Here is a 24,377-nt window from a genome sequence, read left to right as displayed (position 1 = left end):
GGCGCCGGGCGCCGTCGTAATGAGCGCCATGACCGACACCATCAAACTTAGCCAGGCCCGACGCGGCGATCGCGGCGTCATCGTTCAGGTCGGCACGCATTGCCACCATCAGGACCACGAGATCGAGCTGGAGCGTCGCCTTCTGGAACTGGGCTTCGTCGAGGGGGCGCGTGTCGAGTTGCTGCACGAGGGCCTGTTCGGTCGCGATCCCATCGCCATGAAGGTGGATGACATGCGCGTGGCCTTGCGCCGGCATGAGGCGGCCAGTCTGACGATCCGTCTGGATAGAGGAAACGCCTGATGGATATGGCCGTTCGTACTGCCCGTATCGCTCTGGTCGGCAACCCCAACAGCGGCAAGACCGCCCTGTTCAACGCCCTGACCGGCTCGCATCAGAAGGTCGCCAACTACGCCGGCGTCACCGTCGAGCGGAAGGAGGGGCGCATCCACGCCGCCGACGGCCGCACGCTGTCGGTGCTGGACCTCCCAGGCACCTATTCCCTTCGCGCCCGCAGTCTGGACGAGGAGGTAACCCGCGACGCCGTGCTCGGCGCCCTGCCGGGCGAGACCCCGCCGGACGTGGTGGTCTGCGTCGCCGACGCCACCAACCTGCGTCTGGTGCTGCGTCTGGCGCTGGAGTTGAAACAGGTCGGTCGCCCGATGGTGCTGGCCCTCAACATGTTCGACATCGCCCAGCGTCAGGGCCTGCGCATTGACCTTGAGAAGCTGTCGGTCGAGATTGGCGCGCCCGTGGTCACGACGGTGGCGACGCGCAAGCGCGGCATCGCCGAACTGGTCGCCGCCGCGCAGGCTCAGGCCGATCAGGCCGTAGGCGAGACCCGCAGCGAGTGGCACGCCCCGTCCGCCGCCGAAATCCGCGACGCCCACCGCGAGGCCGAGCGCATCATGAAGGCCTGTGTCCGTCCGCCTGAGCGGCCCGACACCCTGACGGGCAAGATCGACAGCGTCCTGCTGCACCCCGTCGCCGGTCTGGCCATTCTGCTGGCCATCCTGTTCGTCATGTTCCAGGCGGTCTTCACCTGGGCCACGCCCGCGATGGACGGCATCGAGGCCTTCTTCGCCCTGGTTGGCGGATGGGTGGCTACGGTCCTGCCGGATCAGGGCGTCACCGGCCTGGTTCAGAGTCTGATCGTGGACGGTCTGATCGGCGGGGTCGGCAGCGTCCTGGTCTTCCTGCCGCAGATCCTGATCATCTTCCTGTTCATCATCGTGCTGGAAGACTTCGGCTACATGGCCCGCGCGGCCTTCCTGATGGACAAGATCATGGGCGGGGCGGGGCTGCACGGCCGCGCCTTCATCCCCCTGCTGTCCAGCTTCGCCTGCGCCATTCCCGGCATCATGGCCACGCGGGTGATCGAGGCGAAACGCGACCGCTTGACCACCATCCTGATCGCGCCGCTGATGACCTGCTCGGCGCGGATTCCCGTCTACACCCTGATCATCGCCGCCTTTATCCCCAACGAGACCGTCTGGGGCTGGGCCAGCCTGCAGGGGTTGGTGATGTTCGGCCTCTATGCGGCGGGCATCGTCAGTGCGCTTCTGGTCTCGCTGGTGATCCGCCGGGTCTTCTGGCGCGGCGCGGTCGAGCCCTTCATGATGGAGCTGCCGGCCTACAAGATCCCCGACATCAAGAGCGTCCTGTTCAATCTGTGGCTGCGCGCCAAGATCTTCATTCGCCGCGCGGGCAAGATCATCCTGCCGCTGATGGTCATCGTCTGGGCTCTGTCGACCTTCCCCTATCCGCCCGAAGGGGCGACGGGACCGGCCATCGACTATTCCTTCGCCGGCATGATCGGCAAGGCTCTAGAGCCCATCTTCGCCCCCATCGGCTTCAGCTGGCAGATGGTGGTGGCCCTGGTCCCCGGCATGGCGGCGCGCGAGGTCGCCGTGGCGGTGCTCGGCACGGTCTATTCGATCGCCGGCGCCGAAGAGAACGTCGGCGCCCTGGCCTCGGTCCTGTCGGCCGACTGGTCGTTGGCTACGGGTCTGGCCTTCCTGGCCTGGTACGTCTTCGCCCCGCAATGCCTGCCGACCCTCGGCGTGGTTCGTCGCGAGACCGGCTCGATGAAGTGGACCATGATCATGGTCGGCTATCTGTTCGGGCTGGCCTATCTGGCGGCCTTCGTCGTCTATCACGTCGCCGTGGCGCTGGGCGGGGGCTAAGGCCGCGTCGGGTCGAGAAGGCGGAGCCTTCTGACTGCGGCCAGCACGAATGTTCCGCGTCGGGTCGAGGAGGCGGAGCCTTCTGACCGCGGCCCACCACGAATGAAGCAGGGCCCCTGGGGGCGTCAGCGCCCCGTCGTCAGCTTCACGACGATATGCGCCGTCGTGTCGACAATGGCCTCGGCAGTGTCGGCGCGGCGCATCAGGGCGAAACCGGCGGCGACTGACTCGACCAGATTGGCGGTTTCGTAGGAGGTCAGGCGCGGGCTGAGGCCCTCAGGCAGGTGACCGTTGGCCTTGGCCTGGGCGATGCGGCGTTCCAGCGCCAGGTGCAGGCGGCGCATTCGCTTGATGCGGCTTTCAGCGAAGTCGGGCTCGCCCTTGTCGGCCAGCATATGCTCGACCCGCAGCACCGGCCCATGGTCGTTCCAAAGGGCTAGGACCTCCAGCACATAGGCCCGTACCGCGTCAAAGGCGCGGTCCGCGGTCCAGTCGGCGTGAATGTGCCGCGCCAGGCGTTGAAAGTCCTCGCCCGCCTCCTCGCAGAGGATCAGCAGGCCTTCCTCGACCGACTTGAAGTAGGTGTAGAAGGTCGGCGCCGAGACGCCCGCCGCCATAGCCACGTCGGCGGCTCGGATCTCGCCCAGGTGCTTGTGATTCAGCAGCTCGCGCAGGGCGTCGAGGATGGCGCGACGGGTCCGCGCGCCGCGCGTCCCGATCTTGTGGCCCAGCTTGTTGGTCGTCTCAGACATGGGGAGGAGGCGGCGGGCTACAGGTGTCGTCAATGGCAGCCTATAGCCTGCGCTGGATAAGGAAGGCCAGCGCTCTCACTCGGGCGGCTATTCGCGCGGAAGGCCGCCCAGAGGCAGTTCCTCATGGCCGATCCCGGCGGTCGCCTCTTCTATATATTGCTTCGCGGCGCTTTGCTGGTTCGCCGCCTGTTGAGCGGACACGCAGACATCTCGTCTCAGGACTGAGCCTGTGCGGGCGCGGTGCTGGCAGACCGGTCGGGCGCGGCGATTGGACCTGGCCGTTTCCGTAGGACGGGCGGCCTGCGAGGCTTGCGCGGCCGGAGACGTCTGTGCGCCAGGTTCAGCCTGCGTCGTGGGCGTCTGCAACGCCGCGAGCAAAATGAGGGTGAGGATCATCTGCCTTGCTCCCTGAGAAGAGGGCAGGTTAGGCGAACATTGGTCGTTAATGCAAGGCGATGGTGCCGGATGCAGGATTTGAACCCGCGACCTTCGGTTTACAAAACCGCTGCACTACCACTGTGCTAATCCGGCGTTGCGCGCCTTATGCTGGTGGAATCGTCAGGACGCAAGCACAGTCCGGCCATGCCGATGACGCCCTATCTCACGCCGATCCTTCTGCTGGCCCTGTCGAACGTCTTCATGACCTTCGCCTGGTACGGTCACCTGAAATTCGGGTCCAAACCGCTGTGGATCGTGGTGATCCTGAGCTGGGGCATCGCCTTCTTTGAATACTGCCTGGCCGTGCCCGCCAACCGCATCGGCCATCAGGTCTATTCGGCGGCCGAGCTGAAGACCATGCAGGAGGTGATCACCCTGCTGGTCTTCGCCGTCTTCTCGGTGGCCTATCTGGGCGAGAAGCTGACCCTGAACCATCTGGTCGGGTTCTCGCTAATCGCGGGCGGGGCCTTCTTCATATTCAGGGGGCCGCTGTAGTCAGTCCAGCTCGGCGGCGATCCGCGTGGCCAGGGCCTTGAGGTGTTCGGTGTCGGCCATCGGCGCATGACCGTGGCCCTTCATGGCGCGGTCGGCCCATCGTGGAACGATGTGGAAATGCAGATGGAAGACGGTCTGGCCTCCAGCCTCGCCGTTGAACTGCATGAGGCTGAGCCCTTCGGGCTTCAGCGCCTTTTCGACCGCGCGGGCGGTGCGCTGGACGGCGGCGGTCAGCTTGGCCAGCGCCTCGGGCTCAATCTCCAGCAGATTGCGCGCCGTTGACGTCCTGGACACCACCAGCACGTGGCCCTCGGACTGAGGGAAGACGTCCATGAAGGCCAGGACGTCATCGTCTTCCCACACCCTCACGCTGGGAATCTCGCCGCGCAGGATCTTGGCGAAGATGTTGTCGGGGTCGTAGGCGCCGTGAAGGCTCATGGGGAGGCTCCGTCAGAGGTGTCGCGCGGAGGCTAGCAGGGCAGGGCGGATTTCGCACGGGAGCGAAACGCGATCTGACGCGCTATATGGTCAAGGTTCACGGAGATTGCGTCCAATGCTGCGTTTCATCGTTCAGGCTGTCGTCACGGCTCTGGGATTGTGGCTGTCCGCCAAGGTCGTGCCGGGGGTGGATTTCACCTCGACCGGGTCGCTGGTCGCGGCGGCGGTGATCCTCGGACTGGTCAACGCCATCGTGCGGCCGATCATGGTGATCCTGACCTTGCCGCTGACCATCGTGACCTTGGGTCTGTTCCTGCTGGTGGTGAACGCGGCGATGATTGGACTGACGGCCTGGTTCCTGGGCGGTTTCTCGGTCAACGGTCTGTGGGCGGGGATCGGGGCGGCCATTGTAACAGGCGTGGTCAGCTGGATCGCGGCCTCCCTGTTCGGCGAAAGTGAGCGGGCGCGTTGAATAATCCGGGTAATATTGACGTGAATATTTTGCCCGGGTAAATCGTCGCGACCTTCAAGGAGCTGACGATGACCACAGCAACCTGCACTGCCTTCGCCGGTGATCGCCTGATCGCCTCGGGCGCGCCGGCCGAGGTCGTGGCCGCCGTCAAGGCGGCCCATGATGCGGGCGAGGCGGTTCTGGTCTTCGACGACGCCGCCGCCCGGCCGGTGGAGTTCGACTTGCGCGGCGATCTGGCGGCGGTGCTGGCGCGCCTGCCGTCCGAGCCGGTCGAGAAGCGCGGGCCGGGGCGGCCCAAGCTGGGTGTGACGGCGCGCGAGGTGACCTTGCTGCCGCGCCATTGGGACTGGCTGGCGGCTCAGCCGGGCGGAGCCTCTGTCGCGCTGCGGAAGTTGGTCGAGAGCGCCCTGCGCGAAGCCGAGGGGCCGGATCGCGTGCGTCGCAGTCGCGAGGCCGCCTATCGCTTCATGACCGCCGTGGCCGGCGATCAGCCCGGCTATGAAGAGGCGATACGGATGTTGTTCGCCGGCGATTGGGCGGCGTTTGACGCCGCCATCGAGGCCTGGCCATCAGACGTGGCCGACTACGCCCGGCGTCTGGCCGAGGGAAGCTGGCGCAACGGTCAGGGCAGGGCGGCCTAGCTGGGACGGATGACCATGCAGGTCACGCGGCGCTCACTCAGGGTTTCGCAGGCCGCCTGGGCGGCAGCTTCGGTCATGCCGGTGAAGCGCGAGCGATACCAGCCGTTGGCGTTTTGAACGTCGCGCTGGGCATCAGTGAATTGGGTGCGGAAGCGGCGGCTGACGTCATTCAGCCAGTCGCGGGCCACGGCTTCCTCGCGGAAGGCGCCGACCTGAACCGTCCAGCGGCCTGAGGGCGCGCGGGCGGCTTCGCGGGTCGAGCGGGCAGGGGCGGCCGAGGTCGAGCGACGCGTCGAGGAGCCGCCGTTCAAAGATGCTGTGAGATTTTCAGGCGTGCGGGTCTCGGCGCGCTGGACTGGAGCGGTCGCGCGCGGGGCGGCGCGGGCCGACGGCGGCGGCGTCACCTCGGTCGGCAGGGTGGCGGGCGGCGGACCGGCGACATAGGCCACGGCGGTCGAACCCACGCCTTCGCCATCCTCGTCCGAAGCCGAGGCGTATTCGACCGGCGGATTGGGATCGGCGCTGATGCCGTAGCCGCGCTGCTCGAAGAAGGTCTGGGCCACCTGGATGCGTTCGCCCTGACCGCGACGGCGCTGGACCTCGAAGCCGGTATCCATCAACTCGGCCACGTGGGCGTTGCGGCTGGCGGTCGAGCGGCCGCCCATGACGATGGTGATGATCCGCTTGCCGTCGCGCACCGAAGAGGCGGCCAGGTTGTAGCCCGAGGCGTTGGTGAAGCCGGTCTTGATGCCGTCATAGCCGCGGCCCGTGGCCAGCAGGCCGTTGGTGTTCCGGTAGTCGCGACCGTTGAAGTACCAGTCGTGCAGGCCGAGGTAGCGATAGTACTGCGGGTAGTCGCGCATCACGGCGCGGCTCAGGATCGACAGGTCGCGGGCGGTCGTCGCCTGGCGCGTGTCGGGCAGGCCGTTGGCGGTGGTGAACCGGGTATGGTCCATCCCCAGCTCCTTGGCCTTGGCCGTCATTCGGGCGGTGAACTGGGCTTCCGAACCGCCGATATGCTCGGCCAGGACCACGGCCATGTCGTTGGCGCTGCGGACCGCCGTGGCCTTCATGGCGTCGTCCAGGCTGATCGACTGGCCGGCCGCCAGGCCCAGTTTCGACGGCGGCTGCGAAGCGGCGCGCGGCGAGACGGTGAGGTTGTCGGTCAGCTTGACCTTGCCGGACTCCAGCGCCTCGAAGACCAGATACAAGGTCATGACCTTGGTGATCGAAGCCGGATAGCGCCGGGCGTCGGCGAAGCGCGAGAACAGCACCTCGCCCGAGGAGGCGTCGACCACGATCGAGGCGTAGCGCGAATTGTCAGAGGATTGGGCGACCGGCGGCGGCGCGCCGAGTGCGGGTGTCAGGACCACGCCGCCCAGAACCAGGGCGGCCAGGAAGCGGCGGCGGAATGCAGCGTTCATGGTCAATCTACTAGCCTCGTCACTGTGGCGCGAAGACGACCGTGATCACCGCGCGTTACAAAGGCTAACATCGGACTCGCGGGTTTCGAGAGGGTTAACAAGCTGTCAACGGAGTTGTGATCGCGGATGGCGCCGGCAGGTGATCGGCGATCATATGTTGCGTCGCACAATTTTCACTTGAAGTCATTTCGCACTTGCACCATATGACACGTGTCGCGATGAACCTTATTCGTCGTGAGATCCTTTATCCGCTTCGGGAGAGTCCCAATGGCTGACGCCGCCGAGACTGTTAAGAAGACCGTTGAACAGACGACCGCCAAGGCCAAGGCCCAGGCTGAATCCATCCAGGCCGCCGGCGCCAAGGCCTTCCGCGAAGGCGTGGACAAGTCCGTCGCCTCGCTGACCGAGCTGAACGCTCACGGCAAGAAGAACCTCGAAGCCGTCGTCGAGTCGGCCGCCGCCGCCCAGAAGGGCGTCGAGGCCCTGTCGCAAGAGACTCTGGCCTTCTCGAAGAAGTCTTGGGAAGACGGCGTCGCCGCCGCCCAGTCGATCAGCCAGGCGCGTTCGGTCCAGGAACTGGTCGAACTGCAGACCTCGTGGGCCAAGTCGGCCGCCGAGGCCTATCTGGCCCAGTTCGGCAAGGCGACCGAAATCTTCACCGCGTCGGTGAAGGACAGCTTCAAGCCGATCAACGAGCGCGTCACCGCGACCGTCGAGAGCTTCCAGGCCGCTCGCTAAGTCTGACTTTTTCAGTAGGCGTACAATCAGGCCCTGGCGGAAACGCCGGGGCCTTTTTGCTGGTCGAGCCATTGAGAGGCCGCCAGCAGGGCAGGGTCGAAGCCTTGTTTGGTGCTTTGCGGCGTCCGGACGACCTCGACATCGGGCGACAGGCCGCTTCCTTCGATGCGAAGTCCCGACGGGCTGAGGTAATCGGCGAAGGGGACCGTCAGTTTTCCCTCATCCGGCAGTGAGAACATATGCGACGCCAGGACGGCGCCGGCGGTTTTAGCGCCGAATAGCCGAGCACGCCGGCCATGCTGAAGCGCAACGGGGGTCACTTCGCCGCCGCTAGCCGTTCGCGGTCCGGTCAGGACAGCTAGCGGCCCTGCGAAAGTCACCGCCGAGGGCAGGGTTCTGCTCTCGCTGTTGCCCCGCCGGGTTTTGAACGTGCCGATGTCGCTTCCGACGGGCAGTAAGACTGATAGCAGCCGCACCACCTCGGTGATGAGGCCGCCCGTATTGTCTCGGAGGTCGAGGATGAGCCCGGACGGCGCCGACTGTTGGATTGCAGCGAGAGCCCAGTCGATTGATGGCGGCTCGAATTCGTTAAAGCGAAGGTAGCCCGTTCCGTCCTTAAGGGTTCGCCATTCAGTCTTTGGAGGCGGCGGCTTTGGGGTCCACCTGATCGTCATGACCCGATTGGACGGCGTCTCAATCAGTTCGATCTCTTGGCTGTGTTTGTCGAGCCGCCGCCAACCGGCCAGTCTGACGCGCTGGCCCGGGCGTAGGCCCGCATCATATGATGGTCCGGGAAAGGTGACGTCTTCGACGATGAAGGCGGGTTCGGCCCAGGTGAGCTTCGCGCCGATCCCGGCTTCATCGGTTCTGGACAGGATGAAGGATGGGCCACGTTTCTGTCGGGGCATTCTGTAGCGCCGATCGGGGGACAGCATCAGGGCGCCAGGGGGACGGATGTCGACATGAGATGTGTTGAACTGGTCGAGGATCGGAACCAGCACATCCAGATAGAGCGCGGCCTGAGTTTCGGCCTTCGCGGCTCGCGGCCGCCAATCACGACGAATAGCCGCCCAATCCAGGCCGTTCATGGCCGGGTCGAAATACCATTCGTCGATGGTTCCCCACATGGCGTCGAAAACGGCCAGATTGTCTCGTTCGGGGGCCGATAGACAACTGGCCTGCGCCAAGCTGCCTGCGGCCAGCGCCATCACGGATCGTCGCGTTTCCCACCCCATAAATCGGGGTTACGCGAGATAAGGCCGCGCCTCAAGCACCGCTCACACAAGGCGTGACTGGACGCCCCTACAAATCAGGCCATCATCACCTATCTGATCCATCAAGACTCCCCGAAGACGGACAACGAATGCCTAACAGACGGCCAGGTGAACAAGGCGGAGGCGCAGGCGCCGCCGTCGTCACCGAGACAAAGCCGAAACTTCAGCGGCCCTCGCTCTATCGGGTGCTGATCCTGAATGACGACTACACCCCGATGGAGTTCGTCATCTATGTGCTGGAACGGTTCTTCCAGAAGAGCCGGGAAGACGCGACCCGCATCATGCTGCATGTGCACCAGCATGGCGTCGGGGTTTGCGGCGTCTTCACCTACGAAGTGGCCGAAACCAAGGTCGCCCAGGTGGTCGAGACGGCGCGCCGTCACCAGCACCCTCTGCAATGCACGATGGAAAAGGACTGAGAGGAACCTCCCATGCCCTCGTTTTCGCGTCCTCTCGAAGAGACCCTGCACCGCGCGGTCCACTATGCGAACGAGCGCCGGCACGAATACGCCACGCTCGAGCACCTGCTGCTGGCCCTGATCGACGATCCCGACGCCTCGGGCGTGATGACGGCTTGCAACGTCGATCTCGGCGCGCTGAAGACCGCGCTGACCCTCTATGTCGATAATGATCTGGCCGCCCTGGCCACGGCCGACGGAGACGACGCCAAGCCCACGGCGGGCTTCCAGCGCGTGATCCAGCGCGCGGTCATCCACGTCCAGTCGTCGGGCCGCGAAGAGGTGACGGGCGCCAATGTCCTGGTCGCCATCTTCTCCGAGCGCGAAAGCCACGCCGCCTACTTCCTGCAAGAGCAGGACATGACGCGCTATGACGCGGTCAACTTCATCGCCCACGGCATCGCCAAGAAGCCGGGCGCGACCGAAACCCGTCCCGCGCGCGGCGCCAGCCCCGAGGACGCCGAGGACGCCGCCGCCGTCAAATCCGGCGGAGAGGCGCTGGAGGCCTATTGCGTCGACCTGAACGAGAAGGCCAAGAGCGGCAAGATCGACCCCCTGATCGGCCGTCAGGCCGAGGTCGAACGCTCGATCCAGATCCTGTGCCGCCGGACCAAGAACAACCCGCTGCTGGTCGGCGATCCCGGTGTCGGCAAGACCGCCATCGCCGAGGGCCTGGCCCGCAAGATCGTCAACGGCGAGGTGCCGGACGTCCTGAAGGACGCCACCATCTACTCGCTCGACATGGGGGCGCTGCTGGCCGGCACCCGCTATCGCGGCGACTTCGAGGAGCGGCTGAAACAGGTCGTCAAGGAACTGGAGACGCACGAGAACGCGGTTCTGTTCATCGACGAGATCCACACGGTGATCGGCGCCGGAGCGACGTCGGGCGGGGCGATGGACGCCTCCAACCTGCTGAAGCCGGCCCTGGCCTCGGGCAGCCTGCGCTGCATGGGCTCGACCACCTACAAGGAGTACCGCCAGCACTTCGAGAAGGACCGCGCCCTGGTGCGGCGCTTCCAGAAGATCGACGTCAACGAACCGACGGTCGAGGACACGGTGAAAATCCTCAAGGGTCTGAAGACGACCTACGAGACCCACCACAAGCTGCGCTACACCGACGCCGCCATCCGCACGGCGGTCGATCTGTCGGCGCGCTACATCACTGACCGCAAGCTGCCGGACAAGGCCATCGACGTGATCGACGAGGCGGGGGCGTCGCAGATGCTGCTGCCGGAATCCAAGCGCAAGAAGGTTATCGGCCAGAAGGAGGTCGAGGCCGTCATCGCCAAGATGGCCCGCATCCCGCCGAAGTCGGTCAGCAAGTCGGACACGGAATCCCTGCGTGAGCTGGAGACCGATCTGAAGCGCGCCGTCTTTGGTCAGGAACAGGCCATCGAGCAGGTCTCTGCGGCGATGAAGCTGGCGCGGGCAGGCCTGCGCGACCCGAACAAGCCCATCGGCGCCTTCCTGTTCAGCGGCCCGACCGGCGTCGGCAAGACCGAGGTGGCCAAGCAACTCGCCGCCACCCTGGGCATCGAGATGCAGCGCTTCGACATGTCGGAATACATGGAGCGCCATACGGTCAGCCGCCTGATCGGCGCCCCTCCGGGCTATGTCGGCCATGACCAGGGCGGCCTGCTGACCGACGCCGTCGACCAGCATCCGCACTCGGTGGTGCTGCTGGACGAGATCGAGAAGGCCCACCCCGATGTCTACAACATCCTGCTGCAGGTGATGGACAACGGGACCCTGACCGACGCGGTGGGCAAGAAGGTCGATTTCAGGAACGTCATCCTGATCATGACCACCAACGCCGGGGCCGCCGACAACGCCCGCGCCTCCATCGGCTTCGGCCGAGGCAAGGTCGAAGGCGAGGACGACAAGGCCATTCAGCGCCTGTTCGCGCCGGAGTTCCGAAACCGTCTGGACGCCATCGTGGCCTTCAAGCCGCTGGGCACGGAGACGATCCGTTCGGTGGTCGGCAAGTTCATGATGCAGTTGGACGCCCAGCTGGCGGACCGCAACATCACCATCGAGCTGACCGACGAGGCGACCGACTGGCTGGCCAAGAACGGCTTCGACGAACTGTACGGCGCGCGGCCCCTGGCCCGCGTCATTCAGGAGCACATCAAGAAGCCGCTGGCCGACGACATTCTGTTCGGCCGCCTGACCCGCGGCGGACACGTCAAGGTCGAGCTGAAGGACGGCAAGATCGCCTTCGACATCACCCCCGCCAAGGGCGCGGCGGTGAAGGAAGAGGAAGAAGAAACCGCCTGATTTCGTTCAGGTTTGTGGCTGGAGGCCCGGGCGGAAACGCCCGGGCCTTTTTCTTTGGCGCAGGCAGGGGCATGGTTCGCGCAAACGGAGGGGACGGATCATGGGTGCAGCGCTGACCGCGCGGCAGAAGAAGTGGTTCGCCACGGTCCAGGCCAATCTGGAGAAAAACACTGGCAAGCCGCTGGCCGACTGGGTCGTCATCATGAAGACCTGTCCCGAGACCGCGCCGCGCGCTCAGGCGGCCTGGCTGAAGGCCGAGCATGGCGTCGGCCAGAACCACGCGGCGCAGATCCTCGACGCCTGCAGCTCCGCCGACGGCCCCGGCTGGGACGAGCCTGAGGCGTTGCGGGCTGCGCTTTGGAAGGACCCGGCCTCACTGGCGATCCTTGAGGCGGTCGAACGCGTCGCGGACGGCGTCGAGGGCGTGATCTCGGGCCAGCGCAAGGGCTACACCTCCTTCTCGCGCAGCGTGCAGTTTGCGGCCATGCGACCGCTCAAGGGCGGTGTCGCTCTGTTGGGATTGAAGTTGGCGCCGGAGGCCTCGCCGCGCCTGTCGCCGTCGGCGCGGCGCGAAAGCTGGTCGGAGCGGCTGACGGCGACCATCGAGCTGGAGGCAGCCGATCAGGTCGACGTCGAAATCGGCCGCTTGTTCGCCGAAGCGGCGGACAACGGCTGACGTCTTACCGATAATTCACTGGTCGGAACGTCGCCAGGCGCGTGACAACAGGGGCGAACCAGGAGCCACCCATCATGCGCCTCTCGCTCTCCATCGCCGCCCTGCTGGCCGCTTGCGCCGGTCCCGTCGCCGCGTCGCCAGCGACCGACTTCCTCGCCTCCGTGCGCCAGAACATCGACGCCCGCTACTACGCCAAGCCCGGCGTGGACGTCCGGGCGATCTTCGACGCGGCCGAGGCGCGGCTGACCCAGGCCTGCGCGACGCTGCGCGACGCCTGTCCGCAGGCGCTGGGCGTGGCCGAAGCGCGCGAAGCGGTGAAGGCGCTGGGCGATGCTCATACCCGGCTGGAACAGTCCGCGCCCCCGGCGGGGCCCGCCCCTGGCGGACCCGCCGCCCAGCTGGCGCCCCTGGGGTGGATGGTCAAGAAAGAGCGGGGCGGCGAGGCCCTGTATGTCGCCTGGGTCGCGCCCGGCGGGCCGGCGGAGAAGGCCGGCGTGCGGCGACATGATGTTCTCGTGGTCCCGCCCGGCATGAGCGCGGCGGCCCTGACGGCGTCAGCCGAGGCCGGGCGCTATACGTTGTCGCGCGGGGATCAGACATTCGATGTCGCGCTGACGCCGCAGCCGGGTTCGCCCAGGCCCATGCCGCGTCTGGATCGGGTCGGGGACGTGGCGGTGCTTCATGTCCCGGCCGGGACCGGAGAAGGCGTGGCTCAAACGGCGCACGACCTGATCGCGAAGGCCAAGGCCGAGGGGGCGCGCGCCCTGGCCCTGGATCTGCGCGACAACGGCGGCGGCGGCATCCAGTGCGCCGCGGTCGCCTCGGCCTTCATCGACTATTCTGTCGTTCAGAGCGATCCGCAGGGCGGTCGTCGCGTCCTGACCGTCACGCCTGGGAGGGCGCGCGTGGTCTCGGATGGCGACGACGTCGAGGAACTGATCGTGGAGCGGCCCAGCCGCTGGGACGGGCCGATGGCCGTGCTGGTCAATGACAACACCGGCTCCTGCGCCGAGGCCGTGGCCATCCAGGCCGCGCTGGCCGGCCGCGCCCGCGTCATCGGCGAGCCCAGCGTCGGGGTCGGCAACAATGTGGTCATGGGCTTTCCGGTCAGCGAAGGCTGGCGGCTGATCATGACCATCGCCTATTCGACCACGTCGGACGGCAAGCCCTTGCCGCCCCGTCCGCCGCTGGACGTCGAGGCGGTCGATGATCCGGTCGTCATCGCCCGGACGGGCCGTGACGCTGTGCTCGAGGCGGCCGTCCATGACCTGGCGGCGGGCTGAGGCTCCCTAGCGTTTACGGCCCAGGCTGCCGAGCAGGATTGCCGCGCCGGCCAGGATGCCGGTGGTCAGCAGGGGTTTGCGGCGGGCGAAGTCCAGGCCCTTGCGCGCCGGTTCGCGCAGGTCGGCGGGGGCCTTGTCGACCATGCCGTCCAGGCCGTCGATGACGCGACCATAGGCGTCCAGCGCCTTGCCCTTGACCTCGTTCAGCTTGCCTTCGACCTGCAGCTTGCTGTCGCCGGTCAGGCGACCCAGGCCGTTCTGGGCCTTGCCCTTCAGTTCCGTCGCGACGCCTTCGATACGTTGATCGGTCATGGTGATCCCTGAAATGTGAGGAGGAGACTCACATGGGAAGCGCCTTGCCCGGTCGAGAGTTCCTGACTTTGCGTCGGTCGCGACCAAATGTCAGCCTTTGCGATAAGGCGACAGCTCAGTCGTCATCGCTTCCATCTCCGCCTCGACCGCCCGCCGCTCATTGTCGAGATAGCGGGCGACCGGATCGCGCAGGGCCGGGTCGGCGATCCAGTGGGCGGAATAGACAGGGGAGGGCAGGTAGCCGCGCGCGATCTTGTGCTCGCCCTGGGCGCCCGCCTCGACGCGCGACAGGCCGCGCGAAATCGCGAAGTCGATGGCCTGATAATAACAGAGCTCGAAATGGAGGAAGGGCACCTCCTCCAGCGCGCCCCACTGACGGCCATAGAGGGCGTCGCGGCCGATGAAGTTCAGCGCCCCGGCTATGGGCGTGTCATCCCTGAAGGCCATGACCAGGGCGATGCGGTCGGCCATGCTGGCCCCGACGCGGGCGAAGAAGTCGCGCGTCAGATAGGGGCGGCCCCATTTGCGGTCGCCGGTGTCCATGTAGAAGGCGAAGAAGGCGTCCCAGTGGGCCTCGGTGATGTCGGCGCCGGTCAGGATGCGGATGTCGAGCCCGGCTTGCGCCTCGCGTCGTTCGCGGCGGATGGTCTTCCTCCGATTGGACGACAGGGCGGCCAGGAAGTCGTCGAAGGTCTGATAGCCCTCATTGCGCCAGATGAACTGGATGTCGCGGCGCGGCAGCAGGCCCGCCTCGGTCATGGCGCGCCATTCCAGCTCGGTCGGGAAGTTGACGTGCAGTGACGAGACGCCGAGGCGCTCGACCAAGGTCAGGGCGCCTTGCAGCAGGGCTTCCCTGATGGCGTCATCCCGGCCGGAGCGAAGCGCAGAGCCGGGACCGCCATGAGCGGTGTCGTCGGCGTCTTGGGCGGCCCCGGATAGCCGCTGCGCGTCTTCCGGGGTGACAGGTTTCACCAGAAAACGCGGCCCGGTCGCGGGCGTGAAGGGCACGGCGCCCAGAAGCTTGGGATAGTAGCGGCCGCCCGCCCTCTGATAGGCGTCGGCCCAGCTGTGGTCGAAGACGTATTCGCCCTGGCTGTGGCCCTTCAGATAGAGGGGCATGACGCCGATCACGGCGCCGTCGTCGCCATGCAGGGACAGGTGGCGCGCCGCCCAGCCCTGGGACGGGACGGCGCTGCCGGACGCCTCGCAGGCGTGCAGGAAGTCGTAGGAGACGAAGGGATCGCCGGTCGGGGCCGCGCAGGCGTCCCACGCGTCCCGGCCTATGTCGGCGATCCCGTCGTTGACCTGAAGCGTGAAGCTCACTTCACCTCGATGATGGCGTCGATTTCCACGGCGAAGCCGAGCGGCAGCTTGTAGACGCCGACGGCCGAACGGGCGTGCTTGCCCGCGTCGCCGAAGACCTGGACCATCAGGTCCGAGCAGCCGTTGACGACGGCCGGGATGGCCTCGAAATCCGGGCCAGCCTGGACGAAGGCGCCCAGCTTGACGATGCGGACGACGCGATCCAGGTCGCCGTCCACGGCGGCGTTTATCTGGGCCAGCAGGTTGATGCCGCACAGGCGGGCGGCCTCAGCGGCCTGTTCCGGGGTCACGTCGACGCCGACGGTGCCCTTGATGCCGCCGTTGGCGTCGTTCGACAACTGGCCCGAGATCAGGATCTGGTTGCCCGTGCGGACGTAGGAGACGTAGCTGGCGACCGGCTTGGCGGGCTCGGGCAGGGTGATGCCGAGTTCGGCGATGCGGGCGTGGATGCTCATGTCGGAGACTCCGTTGAGGGGTTCGAGCGGGGTTTAGCGCGCCAGACGGGCGGCGTCATCCGGGCTTCTTGAGCGCCCGGCCCGCGACCACGGCGGCGGCGCCGAATTTCTCGCGCAGGGCGTCGATGGCGGTCTCGGTTTTCAGGGCGCGCGTCTCGGCGGTGGCGAACAGGCCGGTGGGGGCGGCGGCTGCCTCTGCGATCTCGGCCAGACCGATGCCGATCAGGCGATAGGGCTCACCCAATTCGGGTTTCAGCAGATCACGCCCCGCCGAAAACAGCACCCGCGCCGTCTGCACCGGCTCGGCCAGGGTGATGCGGCGGGTGACGATTTTGAAGTCGGCCTTGCGCAGTTTCAGCACCACCACGCGGCTGGCCACGCCGTCGCGTCGCGCCTTGGACGCGAGTTTCTCGCACAGGGGCCACAACTCGGCCTCCAGGTCGTCGGCGCTGGTCAGGTCGTCGTTGAAGGTGGTCTCGGCGCTCATGCCGCGTCGGTCGTGGTCTGGGCGGACGGGGCGGGCGTCGCGGGCGTGGCTGAGATCGTAGAGCCGCAGGCCCGTCTCGCCATATCGGCGGATCAGATCCTTGACATCGGCGGCGGCCAGATCGCCGACGGTGGCGAATCCGTCCGAGCGCAGGGTGCGGCCGAACACGGGGCCGACGCCGGGCAGGATGTTGACCGGGCGCGAGGCCAGCAGGTCTTTCGCCTCCGTCGCGCCGATGACGGAGAAGCCGCGCGGCTTGTCCAGCTCCGAGGCGATCTTGGCCAGGAAGCGGTTGGGGGTCAGTCCGATGGAGACGGTCAGGCCGGTCTCGTCCTCGATCCATTTCTGCAGGCGGATCAGCTGGAAGGCGGGCGGGCCGCCGTTAAGGCGCTCGGTGCCCGACAGGTCGATCCAGGCCTCGTCCAGCGACAGGGTCTGGACCAGGGGCGTCAGCTTGCCGACGGCGCCGAAAATGCGCTCGCTCTCGGCCACATACTTTTTGAAGTCCGGCTTGATGACGACCGCGTCGGGACAGGCCTTCAGCGCCTTGTACATGGGCATGGCCGAGCCGACGCCATGCAGGCGGGCCACATAGCAGGCGGTCGAGACCACGCCGCGCTTGCCGCCGCCGATGATGACCGGCATGTCGCGTAACTCAGGCCGGTCGCGCTTTTCCACTGAGGCGTAGAAGGCGTCGCAGTCCAGGTGGGCGATGGTCAACTCACCGAGTTCATCGTGGGCGATCACCCGGCGCGAGGCGCACGACGGACACCGTTCGACCTTGCGGTCGCCGGTCCACAGGCAGTCGCGGCAGACAGCCTTCAGGGGCAAATTGAACTCCGTCGGCGCTCAAGCAGTGCGAAGCACGATGGCGCAATGAGAAATGTCAGCTTCATCTCAACTTAAGACTGCGCGCGCCACAGTGCATCCGAAGAAGGCGAAAAGCCCTGCGCAGCGGCGCGAATTATTGGCGAAACAGCCGGGTGGCGGATGTCCAAGAAAGTCCTCATCGTCGAGGATAACGAGCTGAACATGAAGCTTTTTCATGATCTGCTTGATTCCCAGGGCTACGAGACCCTGCAGACCCGCGAAGGGCTGCAGGCGCTCGCCATCGCGCGCCAGCATCGCCCTGACCTGATCCTGATGGATATCCAGTTGCCGGAAATTTCAGGCCTGGAAGTGACCAAGTGGCTCAAGGACGACGAAGAGCTGAACCATATCCCCGTCATCGCCGTTACCGCCTTCGCCATGAAGGGCGATGAGGAGCGGATCAGACAGGGTGGTTGCGAGGCCTATATCTCCAAACCCATTTCGGTGGTGTCGTTCCTCGAGACGATCCGCAAACATCTGGGGTAGGGCGGCATGAGCGCGCGCATCCTGGTCGTGGACGATGTCGAGACGAATGTCCGACTGCTCGAAGCCAAGCTGACGATTGAATATTACGACGCCCTAACCTGCGGTGACGGGCTCAGCGCGATTGCTCTGGCCACGTCGGAGCAGCCCGACCTGATCCTGCTGGACGTCATGATGCCGGGCATGGACGGGTTCGAGACGTGTCGGCGCCTGAAGGACGATCCCCGGACGCGGCATATTCCGGTGGTTCTGGTGACGGCGCTGGACGGACGGCATGACCGGATTCGTGGACTTGAGGCCGGCGCCGACGACTTCCTGACCAAGCCGCTGGACGACGTTATCCTGATGGCGCGGGTCAAGAGTCTGACCCGGCTGAAGATGGTCATGGACGAACTGCGCGAGCGCGAGGAGAGCGGGCGGCGCGTCGGCGTCGACACGGCGGGCGTGGCGCGGCTCAAGGGTTCCGGCGGGCGGGTTCTGGTCGTCGATGACAATGAGCTTCAGGCCGCCAAGGTGGCGCAGGAGCTGGCGATCGAGCACAGGCCGCTGGTCGAGGCGGATCCCGTAGCGGCTCTGGAGGCGGCGCGCGGCTCGGTCGATCTGATGATCGTCAATGTGACATCCGATGGCTTCGACGGGTTGAGGCTGATCGCCCAGGCCCGTTCCAAGGAGCCGACGCGGCGGTTGCCGATCCTGGCCCTCGTCGATTCGCAGGATCGGCCGCGCCTGTTGAAGGCGCTCGAACTCGGCGCCAACGACATCCTGACCCGTCCGGTCGATCCCGAGGAACTGTCAGCGCGAGTGCGCACACAGGTGCGGCGCAAGCGCTACGGCGACTTCCTGCGCGAAAAGCTGGACCACAGCCTGGAGATGGCCGTCACCGACGCCCTGACCGGTCTGCACAATCGTCGCTACATGACGAATCAGCTTCAGCCGCTGGTGGCGCGGACCAATCGCGGCGGCGAGCCGGTGGCGGTGCTGGTGCTGGACATCGACCACTTCAAGGCGGTCAACGACGGCTTTGGCCATGACGCCGGGGACGAGGTGCTGCGCGAGTTTTCCGTGCGGCTGGCGACCAATGTCCGCGCGGTGGACCTGCCGTGCCGCTTCGGCGGCGAGGAATTCGTGGTGGTCATGCCTGGCACGACGCTGGAGGATGCGCACCGCATCGCCGAACGGATCCGGCGGGATGTCGGCGCCGCGCCGTTCCGCGTCATGGACGGAAACGCGCATCTGAACATCACCGTCTCGGTCGGTGTGGCCGCGACCATGGGAACGGAAGACACGCCGGAAGCCCTGCTGAAGCGGGCGGACGAGGGCGTCTATGAGGCCAAGGCCTCGGGCCGCAACAAGGTCGTGGCCCGCGCGGCCTGAGCCGTTCTTCCTCTTGCACGCACGACGAAAAACGCCCGGCTGAAAAGCCGGGCGTTTCGAATTCTGCAGTCAAGCGAGCCCTGGGGCTCGGGCGATTAAGCCCTTACTTGATCTTGCCTTCCTTGAACTCGACGTGCTTGCGGACGACCGGGTCGTACTTCTTGACGACCATCTTTTCGGTCATCGTACGGGCGTTCTTCTTGGTCACGTAGAAGAAGCCGGTGTCAGCGGTGGAGTTCAGGCGGATCTTGATGGAAGCCGGTTTGGCCATCGGAATTACCTTTGCGACGGCGAAAGCCGCATGAAACGAGAGGCGCGGAACATACTCAGGCGCTGACCAAAGTCAACGCCCGCGATGTCGCGTTGAGGAAAGCCTCCTAACGGTTAGGGTGATGAAATGAAAGCCCTGACCTCGATCGCCCTCGCGGCCGCCGCCCTGACCCTGTCGTCCTTGCCCGCCGCCGCCCGTGCGGACACGCCTCAGGACGCCTTCTTCAAGAATCTGAGCGCCCTGTGCGGCCAGAGATTCGAGGGCCGGGTGGTCACCACCGACGCCGCCGATTCGGATTTCGCCAGCCAGCGCCTGCTGATGCATGTGCGCGACTGCTCGGCCGAAGAGATTCGCATTCCCTTCTGGGTCGGCGCGGATCGCTCGCGCACCTGGGTGGTGACGCGCACCGCCACCGGTCTGCGTCTGAAGCACGATCACCGCCATGATGACGGCACGACCGACACGCTGCACTGGTACGGCGGCGACACGGCGGGCGCGGGCACGGCCGAGCGTCAGGAATTCCCGGTCGATCAGGAATCCATCGATCTGTTCAACGCCAACAACGCTACGGTCTCGACCACCAACACCTGGGCGATGGAGGTCCATCCGGGCCGGATGTTCGCCTATGAGCTGCGTCGTCCCAACCGCCACTTCCGCGTCGAGTTCGACCTGAAGAAGCCGGTCGCCCATTAGCAAGGCTTCTGCGGGCCGTCAGGGCCTGTGTTCGACCACATGACGGCCGCGCACCATGCGCACGAAGGGCAGGGGGCGGTCGGGGTGGGCCAGGCGCTCGGCCATCTCGCCCAGGACGAAGCGCGTGATGGCGGGCAGGTCCAGGGCGCGGGCTTCGTCCAACGGCAGCCAGGCGATCTCGTCCAGTTCGCCCGAACCCTCGATCCGGTCGGGATCGCGCAGGGCCTCGACCGGAGCCATGAAGAAGCGGGCGTCGAACCGGCGTGAGCGGCCCGGCGGCGTGATGGCGCGGGCCACGTAGGACAGGACCGATAGATCGGGCAGGGCGCCGGCCTGACGATACTCGCGCCACGGGCCTGCGACCGAGGCCGGCGCGGCGGGGCGACCCAGGATCAGGCCGGTTTCCTCGAAGGTTTCGCGCACCGCCGTCAGAGCCAGGGCTCGGGCGCGGCGGGCGGGCATTTCCGCTTCCAGCCGTCGAGCCGCGTCCGATGACAGTTCGCCGGTCGAGGCGGCGGTGAAGTCGGAGCGGTCGATGCGCCCGCCGGGAAAGACCCACTTCGAGGCCATGAAGACGTGACCGGGCGCGCGGCGACCCATAAGCACTTCCGGCCGCTTCGCGCCCCGCGTCAGGATCAATGTGGCGGCGTCCCTGGGCCGTTGCGCGCCGCCGGTGCGCGGTGCGTCGGCCAGGTCCTGAGCGGAATCGAAGGGAGCGGCGGATTTCACCGCCGCTTGCCCTTGCGCACCCCTTTCAGCCCGCCCGACGGCTTGCCGCCGTTGCGAGGTTTGGGGCCGCCCGGGCGGCCTTTTCCGCGTGTCGGCGGACGGTCGCCGCCGCGTCCGCGCACGCCGTAGCGCGGGGCCGGAGCATTGGGATCGCGCGGTTCGGGGTCGGACAGCATCTCCAGCACCAGACCGCCGGTGACCGGCGTGGCCTCGGCCAGACGCACCTCGACGCGCCGACCCAGGGTGTAGCGCTGTCCCGTGCGTTCGCCGATCAGGGCGTGGGCGCGGTCGTCGTGGGTGAAATACTCGTTGCCGAGCGAGGATACGGGGACCAGACCGTCGGCGCCCGTTTCGTCCAGGCGGATGAACAGGCCGAAGCGGGTCACGCCGGTGATCCGTCCGCTGAAGGTCGCGCCGACGTGGTCTTCCAGGAAGGCGGCGATGTAGCGGTCCATGGCGTCGCGCTCGGCGGCCATGGAACGGCGCTCGGTTTCGGTGACGTGTTCGGCGATGCCGTCCAGTTCAGCGATCTCACGATCCGTCAGGCCGTCCGAGCCCAGGTTCAGGCCGCGGATCAGGCCGCGGTGGACGATCAGGTCGGAATAGCGCCGGATCGGCGACGTGAAGTGGGCGTAGCGGTCCAGGTGCAGACCGAAGTGGCCGACGTTGTCCGGCGAGTAAATGGCCTGCATCTGGGTGCGCAGGACCACCTCGTTGACCACCTCGGCGTGCGGGCCGTCGCGGGTCTCGTCCAGCAGCTTGTTGAACCGCTTGGTGTTCGGCGACTCGCCCTTGTTCCACGGCTTGCCGATGGTGTGCAGGAAGTCGGCCAGGTTGAAGATCTTCTCCTGGCTGGGCGTTTCGTGGACGCGATAGATCAGCGGCGTGCGCGTCTTCTCCAGCGTCTCGGCGGCGCAGACGTTGGCCTGGATCATCATCTCTTCGATCAGGCGGTGAGCCTCCAGCGACTTGCGCGGCTCGATGGCGGCGATGCCGCCGCCGGGGGCCATGATGACGCGGCGCTCGGGGCTTTCGATGGCCAGGGGGCTGCGGCGCTCGCGGCCCTTCAGCATGGTCGAATAGGCGTTCCACAAGGGATAGAGGATGGCGTCCATGATCGGGCCCGTCACATCATCCTGCTGACCGTCGATGGCGGCCTGGGCCTGTTCGTAGCTGAGCTTGGCCTGCGACCGCATCAGGCCGCGCATGAACTTGTGCCCGGTCTTCTTGCCGTCCTTGTCGAAGATCATGCGCACGGCCATGCAGGCGCGGTTCTCGCCCTGCTTCAGGCTGCACAGGCCGTTGGACAGGATCTCCGGCAGCATGGGCTCGACGCGGTCGGGGAAGTAGGTCGAGTTGCCCTTGTCGCGGGCCTCGCGGTCCAGCGCCGAGCCGGGACGGACATAGGCGGCGACGTCGGCGATGGCGACCCAGACGATCCAGCCGTCGGGGTTTTTCGGGTCCGTGTCGCGCTCGGCGTAGACGGCGTCGTCATGGTCGCGCGCGTCGGCCGGATCGATGGTGATGAAGGGCACCTCGCGCAGGTCCTCGCGCCCCTTGAGCGTCGGCAGGGCCTGATCCTCGGCTTCGCGCTCGACCAGTTCCGAGAAGCCGGTCGGCAGGCCGTGGGCGTGGATGGCGATGATGGAGGCGGCGCGGGGATCATCCTCGCGGCCGATGGTCTCGAGGATCTTGCCGCGCTTGGGACCGTAACGGTGGTCGCCCTTTTCGATCGACGCCAGCACCAGGTCGCCGTCGCGCAGGTCGCCCGCCACCGCCGAGGGGATCAGCAGGACGTCCTTGGAGCGCTTGTCGACCGGCTCAACGCGGGTCTCGCGCGCCGACTTGCGGATCACTCCCAGAACACGGTTGGTTCCGGCGTCCAGCCGCTTGACCAGCCGGGCCTCCCAGCCCTCGGCGCCGCGCGAAAACTTGACCAGCAGCCGGTCGCCGACGCCGGGCGCCGGGCTCTTGCCCTCGCGGTCGGGCAGCAGCAGGGCGCGCGGCGCGTCCTCGCCGCCCTTGACCAACTCGACGTACAGCTCGCCGTCCGCGTCGCGATCCACCACGTCGGCCACGCCGACCGGGGGCAGGGCGCCGGCCTCGGAAAAGCCCTTGCGGCCGCGTTTGCCCAGTGCGCCTTCGGCCTCCAGCGTTTTCAGCATCTCACGCAGCTGGCGGCGTTCCACGCCCTTCAATCCGAAGGCGCGGGCGATGTCGGCCTTCTGGGCCTCGCCGGCTTCCCGCAGGAAGGCGATCAGGGTGTCTTTGTCGGGCAGGCCCGCAGCGGGGCGTTTCGGCGTCTTGGTCATTGCGCCCTATGTAATGCGCTTCGGGCCAAATGGGTGAAAACTTGCGCGAGTTGACCATGAAGCCGACGACGCCCAGCTTCCGCATCTGAACACGCCTTCTCCGGAGCCTTCCGCATGTCCATGTCCGACGCCCCCGTCCTGTTCCGTCCTGTCGGCACGCTGCTGGACCTGATCGGCAAGACGCCCATGGTCGAGGTGACGCGGATCGACACCGGCCCCTGCCGTCTGTTCCTGAAGCTGGAGAGCCAGAATCCGGGCGGCTCCATCAAGGACCGCATCGCCCTGTCGATGATCGAGGCGGCCGAGAAGGCCGGCTGGCTGAAGCCGGGTGGAACCATCGTGGAAGCCACCGCAGGCAATACGGGTCTGGCCCTGACGCTGGTCGGCAAGCAGAAGGGCTACAAGGTCCTGCTGGTCATCCCCGACAAGATGTCGAAGGAGAAGATCCAGCACCTGCGCGCCATGGGGGCAGACGTGCGCCTGACCCGTTCGGACGTGCCGCACGGCCACCCCGAATACTACACCGACATGGCTGAGCGTCTGGCCCAGCAGATTCCGGGCGGCTACTTCGTCAACCAGTTCGCCAACGACGCCAACACCGCGGCCCACTTCAAGACGACCGGCCCCGAAATCTTTGAGCAGATGGACGGCCAGATCGACGCCTTTGTCGCCGGCATCGGCTCGGGCGGGACGATCACGGGCAATGCGCAATACTTCAAGTCGCAGGGCTCGAACGCCAAGATCATTTTGGCCGACCCGGTCGGCTCGGCCCTGGCGGGCCTGGTCAACGAGGGTGTGGCGGGGCCCGACGGCAGCTATGCCGTTGAAGGCATCGGCCAGAACTTCATGCCGGACACCGCCGATCCCGAACTGATCGACATGGCCTATTCCATCCCGGACTCCGAGGCGATCGCCACGGTGCGCGAGCTGCTGTTGAAGGAAGGCATTCTGGCGGGCTCGTCGTCGGGCACCCTGATCGCCACGGCCCTGCGCTGGTGCCGCGAGCAGACCGAGCCGAAGCGGGTCGTGACCTTCGTCTGCGACACGGGCGCCAAGTACCTGTCCAAGGTCTATAACGACGCTTGGCTGGCCGATCAGGGTCTGACCCAGCGCGAGCTGCACGGCGACCTGTCGGACCTCATCACGCGCAAATACGCCAATGGCGACGTGGTCGTGATCGGCCCCGACGACACCCTGGACACCGCCTTCAAGCGGATGAAGGGCGACGGCGTGTCGCAACTGCCGGTCATTCAGGACGGCCGCCTGGTCGGTATTCTGGACGAGAGCGACATCGTCCACATCATGAACACCGACGAGATCACCCGGAAGGAACGCTTCGCCAAGCCGGTGTCCTCGGCCATGACGCGCGATCTGGACACCCTGCAGGTCAGCGAGACGCTGGACGCCCTGATCCCGATCTTCGACCGCGACCGTGTGGCCATCGTCCTGGACGGCGAGACCTTCGTCGGCCTGATTGCCCGCACCGACCTGATTAACCACCTCAGCCTGAACCGGTAG

26 protein-coding genes and 1 tRNA gene are annotated in these 24,377 nt (G+C 66.5%); 14 read left to right on the top strand and 13 right to left on the bottom strand.

Translation table 11 applies throughout. From position 1 onward, the window contains the following. Nucleotides 1-28: 28 nt before the first annotated feature. Together ACFYLW_RS08230 and ACFYLW_RS08225 are read left to right on the top strand one after the other, a co-directional pair. Nucleotides 29-301 (top strand): FeoA family protein, encoded by a 273-nt coding sequence (locus ACFYLW_RS08230; protein ID WP_292083287.1) that lies wholly within the window; start codon nucleotides 29-31, stop codon nucleotides 299-301. Beyond that, nucleotides 301-2,184 carry a ferrous iron transporter B gene (locus ACFYLW_RS08225; RefSeq protein ID WP_312063075.1) on the top strand — a complete coding sequence of 628 codons (1,884 nt, stop codon included), beginning with the start codon at nucleotides 301-303 and terminating at the stop codon, nucleotides 2,182-2,184. The genes ACFYLW_RS08230 and ACFYLW_RS08225 overlap by 1 nt, the downstream gene beginning before the upstream one ends. Nucleotides 2,185-2,309: 125 nt before the next feature. Here the strand turns inward: ACFYLW_RS08225 and ACFYLW_RS08220 are convergent, their stop codons facing one another. The 3 genes from ACFYLW_RS08220 to ACFYLW_RS08210 all read right to left on the bottom strand — a co-directional run bounded on the left by ACFYLW_RS08220 (nucleotide 2,310) and on the right by ACFYLW_RS08210 (nucleotide 3,467). Next, the gene (locus ACFYLW_RS08220) at nucleotides 2,310-2,936 is read right to left on the bottom strand and encodes a TetR/AcrR family transcriptional regulator (protein WP_292083285.1); all 627 of its coding nucleotides are present in this window, start codon (nucleotides 2,934-2,936) and stop codon (nucleotides 2,310-2,312) included. Nucleotides 2,937-3,023: 87 nt separating this feature from the next. Continuing rightward, nucleotides 3,024-3,332: a hypothetical protein gene (locus ACFYLW_RS08215; RefSeq protein WP_312063077.1), complete on the bottom strand. Its 309-nt coding sequence runs from the start codon at nucleotides 3,330-3,332 to the stop codon at nucleotides 3,024-3,026. Nucleotides 3,333-3,392: 60 nt separating this feature from the next. Further along, nucleotides 3,393-3,467 (bottom strand) — tRNA-Thr (locus tag ACFYLW_RS08210). Between the two features lie 51 nt (nucleotides 3,468-3,518). Between ACFYLW_RS08210 and ACFYLW_RS08205 the strand changes: the two genes are divergently transcribed. Continuing rightward, nucleotides 3,519-3,869: a DMT family protein gene (locus ACFYLW_RS08205; protein WP_292083377.1), complete on the top strand. Its 351-nt coding sequence runs from the start codon at nucleotides 3,519-3,521 to the stop codon at nucleotides 3,867-3,869. Here the strand turns inward: ACFYLW_RS08205 and ACFYLW_RS08200 are convergent, their stop codons facing one another. After that, nucleotides 3,870-4,307 carry an HIT family protein gene (locus tag ACFYLW_RS08200; RefSeq protein WP_312063079.1) on the bottom strand — a complete coding sequence of 146 codons (438 nt, stop codon included), beginning with the start codon at nucleotides 4,305-4,307 and terminating at the stop codon, nucleotides 3,870-3,872. Between the two features lie 115 nt (nucleotides 4,308-4,422). On the opposite strand from ACFYLW_RS08200, the gene ACFYLW_RS08195 reads away from it, so the two are divergent. After that, complete coding sequence (locus ACFYLW_RS08195; RefSeq protein WP_312063081.1) at nucleotides 4,423-4,779, top strand: phage holin family protein; 357 nt, start codon at nucleotides 4,423-4,425, stop codon at nucleotides 4,777-4,779. A 68-nt stretch (nucleotides 4,780-4,847) separates the two neighbouring features. Next, nucleotides 4,848-5,420, top strand: coding sequence for a DUF2239 family protein (locus ACFYLW_RS08190; RefSeq protein WP_312063083.1), 573 nt, complete (start codon nucleotides 4,848-4,850; stop codon nucleotides 5,418-5,420). Here the strand turns inward: ACFYLW_RS08190 and ACFYLW_RS08185 are convergent. Further along, nucleotides 5,417-6,844, bottom strand: coding sequence for a D-alanyl-D-alanine carboxypeptidase (locus ACFYLW_RS08185; protein ID WP_312063085.1), 1,428 nt, complete (start codon nucleotides 6,842-6,844; stop codon nucleotides 5,417-5,419). The two genes, ACFYLW_RS08190 and ACFYLW_RS08185, sit on opposite strands and share 4 nt — an antisense overlap. 267 nt (nucleotides 6,845-7,111) lie before the next feature. Here ACFYLW_RS08185 and ACFYLW_RS08180 point away from each other — a divergent pair, with 267 nt between their 5' ends. Further along, on the top strand, nucleotides 7,112-7,582 hold the full coding sequence (locus ACFYLW_RS08180) for a TIGR01841 family phasin (RefSeq protein ID WP_312063087.1): 471 nt from the start codon (nucleotides 7,112-7,114) through the stop codon (nucleotides 7,580-7,582). Between the two features lie 26 nt (nucleotides 7,583-7,608). Here ACFYLW_RS08180 and ACFYLW_RS08175 read toward each other — a convergent pair whose 3' ends face one another. Then, entirely contained in the window at nucleotides 7,609-8,790 is a 1,182-nt protein-coding gene (locus ACFYLW_RS08175) for a S41 family peptidase (protein WP_312063089.1), read from the bottom strand. A 155-nt stretch (nucleotides 8,791-8,945) separates the two neighbouring features. Between ACFYLW_RS08175 and clpS the strand changes: the two genes are divergently transcribed. The 4 genes from clpS (at nucleotide 8,946) to ACFYLW_RS08155 (ending at nucleotide 13,550) form a co-directional block, all read left to right on the top strand. Continuing rightward, nucleotides 8,946-9,275, top strand: coding sequence for an ATP-dependent Clp protease adapter ClpS (gene clpS, locus ACFYLW_RS08170; RefSeq protein ID WP_003164443.1), 330 nt, complete (start codon nucleotides 8,946-8,948; stop codon nucleotides 9,273-9,275). 12 nt (nucleotides 9,276-9,287) lie between these two features. Further along, the gene (clpA, locus tag ACFYLW_RS08165) at nucleotides 9,288-11,591 is read left to right on the top strand and encodes an ATP-dependent Clp protease ATP-binding subunit ClpA (protein WP_312063091.1); all 2,304 of its coding nucleotides are present in this window, start codon (nucleotides 9,288-9,290) and stop codon (nucleotides 11,589-11,591) included. 100 nt (nucleotides 11,592-11,691) lie between these two features. Further along, on the top strand, nucleotides 11,692-12,267 hold the full coding sequence (locus ACFYLW_RS08160) for a DUF4287 domain-containing protein (RefSeq protein ID WP_312063093.1): 576 nt from the start codon (nucleotides 11,692-11,694) through the stop codon (nucleotides 12,265-12,267). Nucleotides 12,268-12,341: 74 nt separating this feature from the next. After that, complete coding sequence (locus tag ACFYLW_RS08155) at nucleotides 12,342-13,550, top strand: S41 family peptidase (protein WP_313471965.1); 1,209 nt, start codon at nucleotides 12,342-12,344, stop codon at nucleotides 13,548-13,550. Between the two features lie 6 nt (nucleotides 13,551-13,556). Here the strand turns inward: ACFYLW_RS08155 and ACFYLW_RS08150 are convergent, their stop codons facing one another. The 4 genes from ACFYLW_RS08150 to ACFYLW_RS08135 all read right to left on the bottom strand — a co-directional run bounded on the left by ACFYLW_RS08150 (nucleotide 13,557) and on the right by ACFYLW_RS08135 (nucleotide 16,952). Then, nucleotides 13,557-13,862, bottom strand: a complete 306-nt coding sequence (locus ACFYLW_RS08150) for a CsbD family protein (RefSeq protein ID WP_312065070.1) — start codon at nucleotides 13,860-13,862, stop codon at nucleotides 13,557-13,559. A gap of 90 nt (nucleotides 13,863-13,952) precedes the next feature. Continuing rightward, nucleotides 13,953-15,185, bottom strand: a complete 1,233-nt coding sequence (locus ACFYLW_RS08145) for a GNAT family N-acetyltransferase (RefSeq protein ID WP_312065071.1) — start codon at nucleotides 15,183-15,185, stop codon at nucleotides 13,953-13,955. After that, nucleotides 15,182-15,640: a RidA family protein gene (locus ACFYLW_RS08140; RefSeq protein ID WP_207826529.1), complete on the bottom strand. Its 459-nt coding sequence runs from the start codon at nucleotides 15,638-15,640 to the stop codon at nucleotides 15,182-15,184. Before ACFYLW_RS08140 ends, ACFYLW_RS08145 begins: the two co-directional genes overlap by 4 nt. A 55-nt stretch (nucleotides 15,641-15,695) precedes the next feature. Beyond that, the gene (locus tag ACFYLW_RS08135) at nucleotides 15,696-16,952 is read right to left on the bottom strand and encodes a DNA polymerase IV (RefSeq protein ID WP_390182983.1); all 1,257 of its coding nucleotides are present in this window, start codon (nucleotides 16,950-16,952) and stop codon (nucleotides 15,696-15,698) included. Between the two features lie 165 nt (nucleotides 16,953-17,117). Between ACFYLW_RS08135 and ACFYLW_RS08130 the strand changes: the two genes are divergently transcribed. Further along, nucleotides 17,118-17,483, top strand: coding sequence for a response regulator (locus ACFYLW_RS08130; RefSeq protein ID WP_184273318.1), 366 nt, complete (start codon nucleotides 17,118-17,120; stop codon nucleotides 17,481-17,483). A 6-nt stretch (nucleotides 17,484-17,489) separates the two neighbouring features. Beyond that, nucleotides 17,490-18,854: a PleD family two-component system response regulator gene (locus ACFYLW_RS08125; RefSeq protein ID WP_312065073.1), complete on the top strand. Its 1,365-nt coding sequence runs from the start codon at nucleotides 17,490-17,492 to the stop codon at nucleotides 18,852-18,854. A 103-nt stretch (nucleotides 18,855-18,957) separates the two neighbouring features. On the opposite strand, the gene rpmG is transcribed toward ACFYLW_RS08125, so the two are convergent. Then, nucleotides 18,958-19,125, bottom strand: a complete 168-nt coding sequence (gene rpmG, locus ACFYLW_RS08120; RefSeq protein WP_003164451.1) for a 50S ribosomal protein L33 — start codon at nucleotides 19,123-19,125, stop codon at nucleotides 18,958-18,960. Between the two features lie 126 nt (nucleotides 19,126-19,251). Here rpmG and ACFYLW_RS08115 point away from each other — a divergent pair, with 126 nt between their 5' ends. Beyond that, on the top strand, nucleotides 19,252-19,818 hold the full coding sequence (locus ACFYLW_RS08115; RefSeq protein WP_312065074.1) for a hypothetical protein: 567 nt from the start codon (nucleotides 19,252-19,254) through the stop codon (nucleotides 19,816-19,818). Between the two features lie 18 nt (nucleotides 19,819-19,836). On the opposite strand, the gene ACFYLW_RS08110 is transcribed toward ACFYLW_RS08115, so the two are convergent. Together ACFYLW_RS08110 and rnr are read right to left on the bottom strand one after the other, a co-directional pair. Then, nucleotides 19,837-20,547 carry an NUDIX domain-containing protein gene (locus tag ACFYLW_RS08110; RefSeq protein WP_312065075.1) on the bottom strand — a complete coding sequence of 237 codons (711 nt, stop codon included), beginning with the start codon at nucleotides 20,545-20,547 and terminating at the stop codon, nucleotides 19,837-19,839. Further along, nucleotides 20,544-22,859, bottom strand: a complete 2,316-nt coding sequence (gene rnr, locus ACFYLW_RS08105; protein ID WP_312065076.1) for a ribonuclease R — start codon at nucleotides 22,857-22,859, stop codon at nucleotides 20,544-20,546. The genes ACFYLW_RS08110 and rnr overlap by 4 nt, the downstream gene beginning before the upstream one ends. 114 nt (nucleotides 22,860-22,973) lie before the next feature. Between rnr and ACFYLW_RS08100 the strand changes: the two genes are divergently transcribed. Then, entirely contained in the window at nucleotides 22,974-24,377 is a 1,404-nt protein-coding gene (locus ACFYLW_RS08100; RefSeq protein ID WP_312065077.1) for a cystathionine beta-synthase, read from the top strand.

The sequence above is a fragment of the Brevundimonas sp. NPDC007368 genome (assembly GCF_042869015.1).
GTDB lineage: Bacteria > Pseudomonadota > Alphaproteobacteria > Caulobacterales > Caulobacteraceae > Brevundimonas.
The sequence above is the reverse complement of the archived record's forward strand: the minus strand, read 5'-3'. Positions and strand labels throughout refer to the sequence as shown.

What these genes read in the sequence shown, in the direction of transcription:
- ACFYLW_RS08130 (WP_184273318.1), top strand. Translation starts at nt 17,118, where the DNA reads ATGTCCAAGAAAGTCCTCATCGTCGAGGATAACGAGCTGAACATGAAG.
- ACFYLW_RS08220 (WP_292083285.1), bottom strand. Translation starts at nt 2,936, where the DNA reads ATGTCTGAGACGACCAACAAGCTGGGCCACAAGATCGGGACGCGCGGC.
- ACFYLW_RS08150 (WP_312065070.1), bottom strand. Translation starts at nt 13,862, where the DNA reads ATGACCGATCAACGTATCGAAGGCGTCGCGACGGAACTGAAGGGCAAG.
- ACFYLW_RS08115 (WP_312065074.1), top strand. Translation starts at nt 19,252, where the DNA reads ATGAAAGCCCTGACCTCGATCGCCCTCGCGGCCGCCGCCCTGACCCTG.
- ACFYLW_RS08160 (WP_312063093.1), top strand. Translation starts at nt 11,692, where the DNA reads ATGGGTGCAGCGCTGACCGCGCGGCAGAAGAAGTGGTTCGCCACGGTC.
- ACFYLW_RS08215 (WP_312063077.1), bottom strand. Translation starts at nt 3,332, where the DNA reads ATGATCCTCACCCTCATTTTGCTCGCGGCGTTGCAGACGCCCACGACG.
- ACFYLW_RS08200 (WP_312063079.1), bottom strand. Translation starts at nt 4,307, where the DNA reads ATGAGCCTTCACGGCGCCTACGACCCCGACAACATCTTCGCCAAGATC.
- ACFYLW_RS08180 (WP_312063087.1), top strand. Translation starts at nt 7,112, where the DNA reads ATGGCTGACGCCGCCGAGACTGTTAAGAAGACCGTTGAACAGACGACC.
- clpS (WP_003164443.1), top strand. Translation starts at nt 8,946, where the DNA reads ATGCCTAACAGACGGCCAGGTGAACAAGGCGGAGGCGCAGGCGCCGCC.
- ACFYLW_RS08140 (WP_207826529.1), bottom strand. Translation starts at nt 15,640, where the DNA reads ATGAGCATCCACGCCCGCATCGCCGAACTCGGCATCACCCTGCCCGAG.
- ACFYLW_RS08230 (WP_292083287.1), top strand. Translation starts at nt 29, where the DNA reads ATGACCGACACCATCAAACTTAGCCAGGCCCGACGCGGCGATCGCGGC.
- clpA (WP_312063091.1), top strand. Translation starts at nt 9,288, where the DNA reads ATGCCCTCGTTTTCGCGTCCTCTCGAAGAGACCCTGCACCGCGCGGTC.
- ACFYLW_RS08125 (WP_312065073.1), top strand. Translation starts at nt 17,490, where the DNA reads ATGAGCGCGCGCATCCTGGTCGTGGACGATGTCGAGACGAATGTCCGA.
- ACFYLW_RS08190 (WP_312063083.1), top strand. Translation starts at nt 4,848, where the DNA reads ATGACCACAGCAACCTGCACTGCCTTCGCCGGTGATCGCCTGATCGCC.
- ACFYLW_RS08155 (WP_313471965.1), top strand. Translation starts at nt 12,342, where the DNA reads ATGCGCCTCTCGCTCTCCATCGCCGCCCTGCTGGCCGCTTGCGCCGGT.
- rnr (WP_312065076.1), bottom strand. Translation starts at nt 22,859, where the DNA reads ATGACCAAGACGCCGAAACGCCCCGCTGCGGGCCTGCCCGACAAAGAC.
- ACFYLW_RS08195 (WP_312063081.1), top strand. Translation starts at nt 4,423, where the DNA reads ATGCTGCGTTTCATCGTTCAGGCTGTCGTCACGGCTCTGGGATTGTGG.
- rpmG (WP_003164451.1), bottom strand. Translation starts at nt 19,125, where the DNA reads ATGGCCAAACCGGCTTCCATCAAGATCCGCCTGAACTCCACCGCTGAC.
- ACFYLW_RS08225 (WP_312063075.1), top strand. Translation starts at nt 301, where the DNA reads ATGGATATGGCCGTTCGTACTGCCCGTATCGCTCTGGTCGGCAACCCC.
- ACFYLW_RS08175 (WP_312063089.1), bottom strand. Translation starts at nt 8,790, where the DNA reads ATGGCGCTGGCCGCAGGCAGCTTGGCGCAGGCCAGTTGTCTATCGGCC.
- ACFYLW_RS08205 (WP_292083377.1), top strand. Translation starts at nt 3,519, where the DNA reads ATGCCGATGACGCCCTATCTCACGCCGATCCTTCTGCTGGCCCTGTCG.
- ACFYLW_RS08100 (WP_312065077.1), top strand. Translation starts at nt 22,974, where the DNA reads ATGTCCATGTCCGACGCCCCCGTCCTGTTCCGTCCTGTCGGCACGCTG.
- ACFYLW_RS08185 (WP_312063085.1), bottom strand. Translation starts at nt 6,844, where the DNA reads ATGAACGCTGCATTCCGCCGCCGCTTCCTGGCCGCCCTGGTTCTGGGC.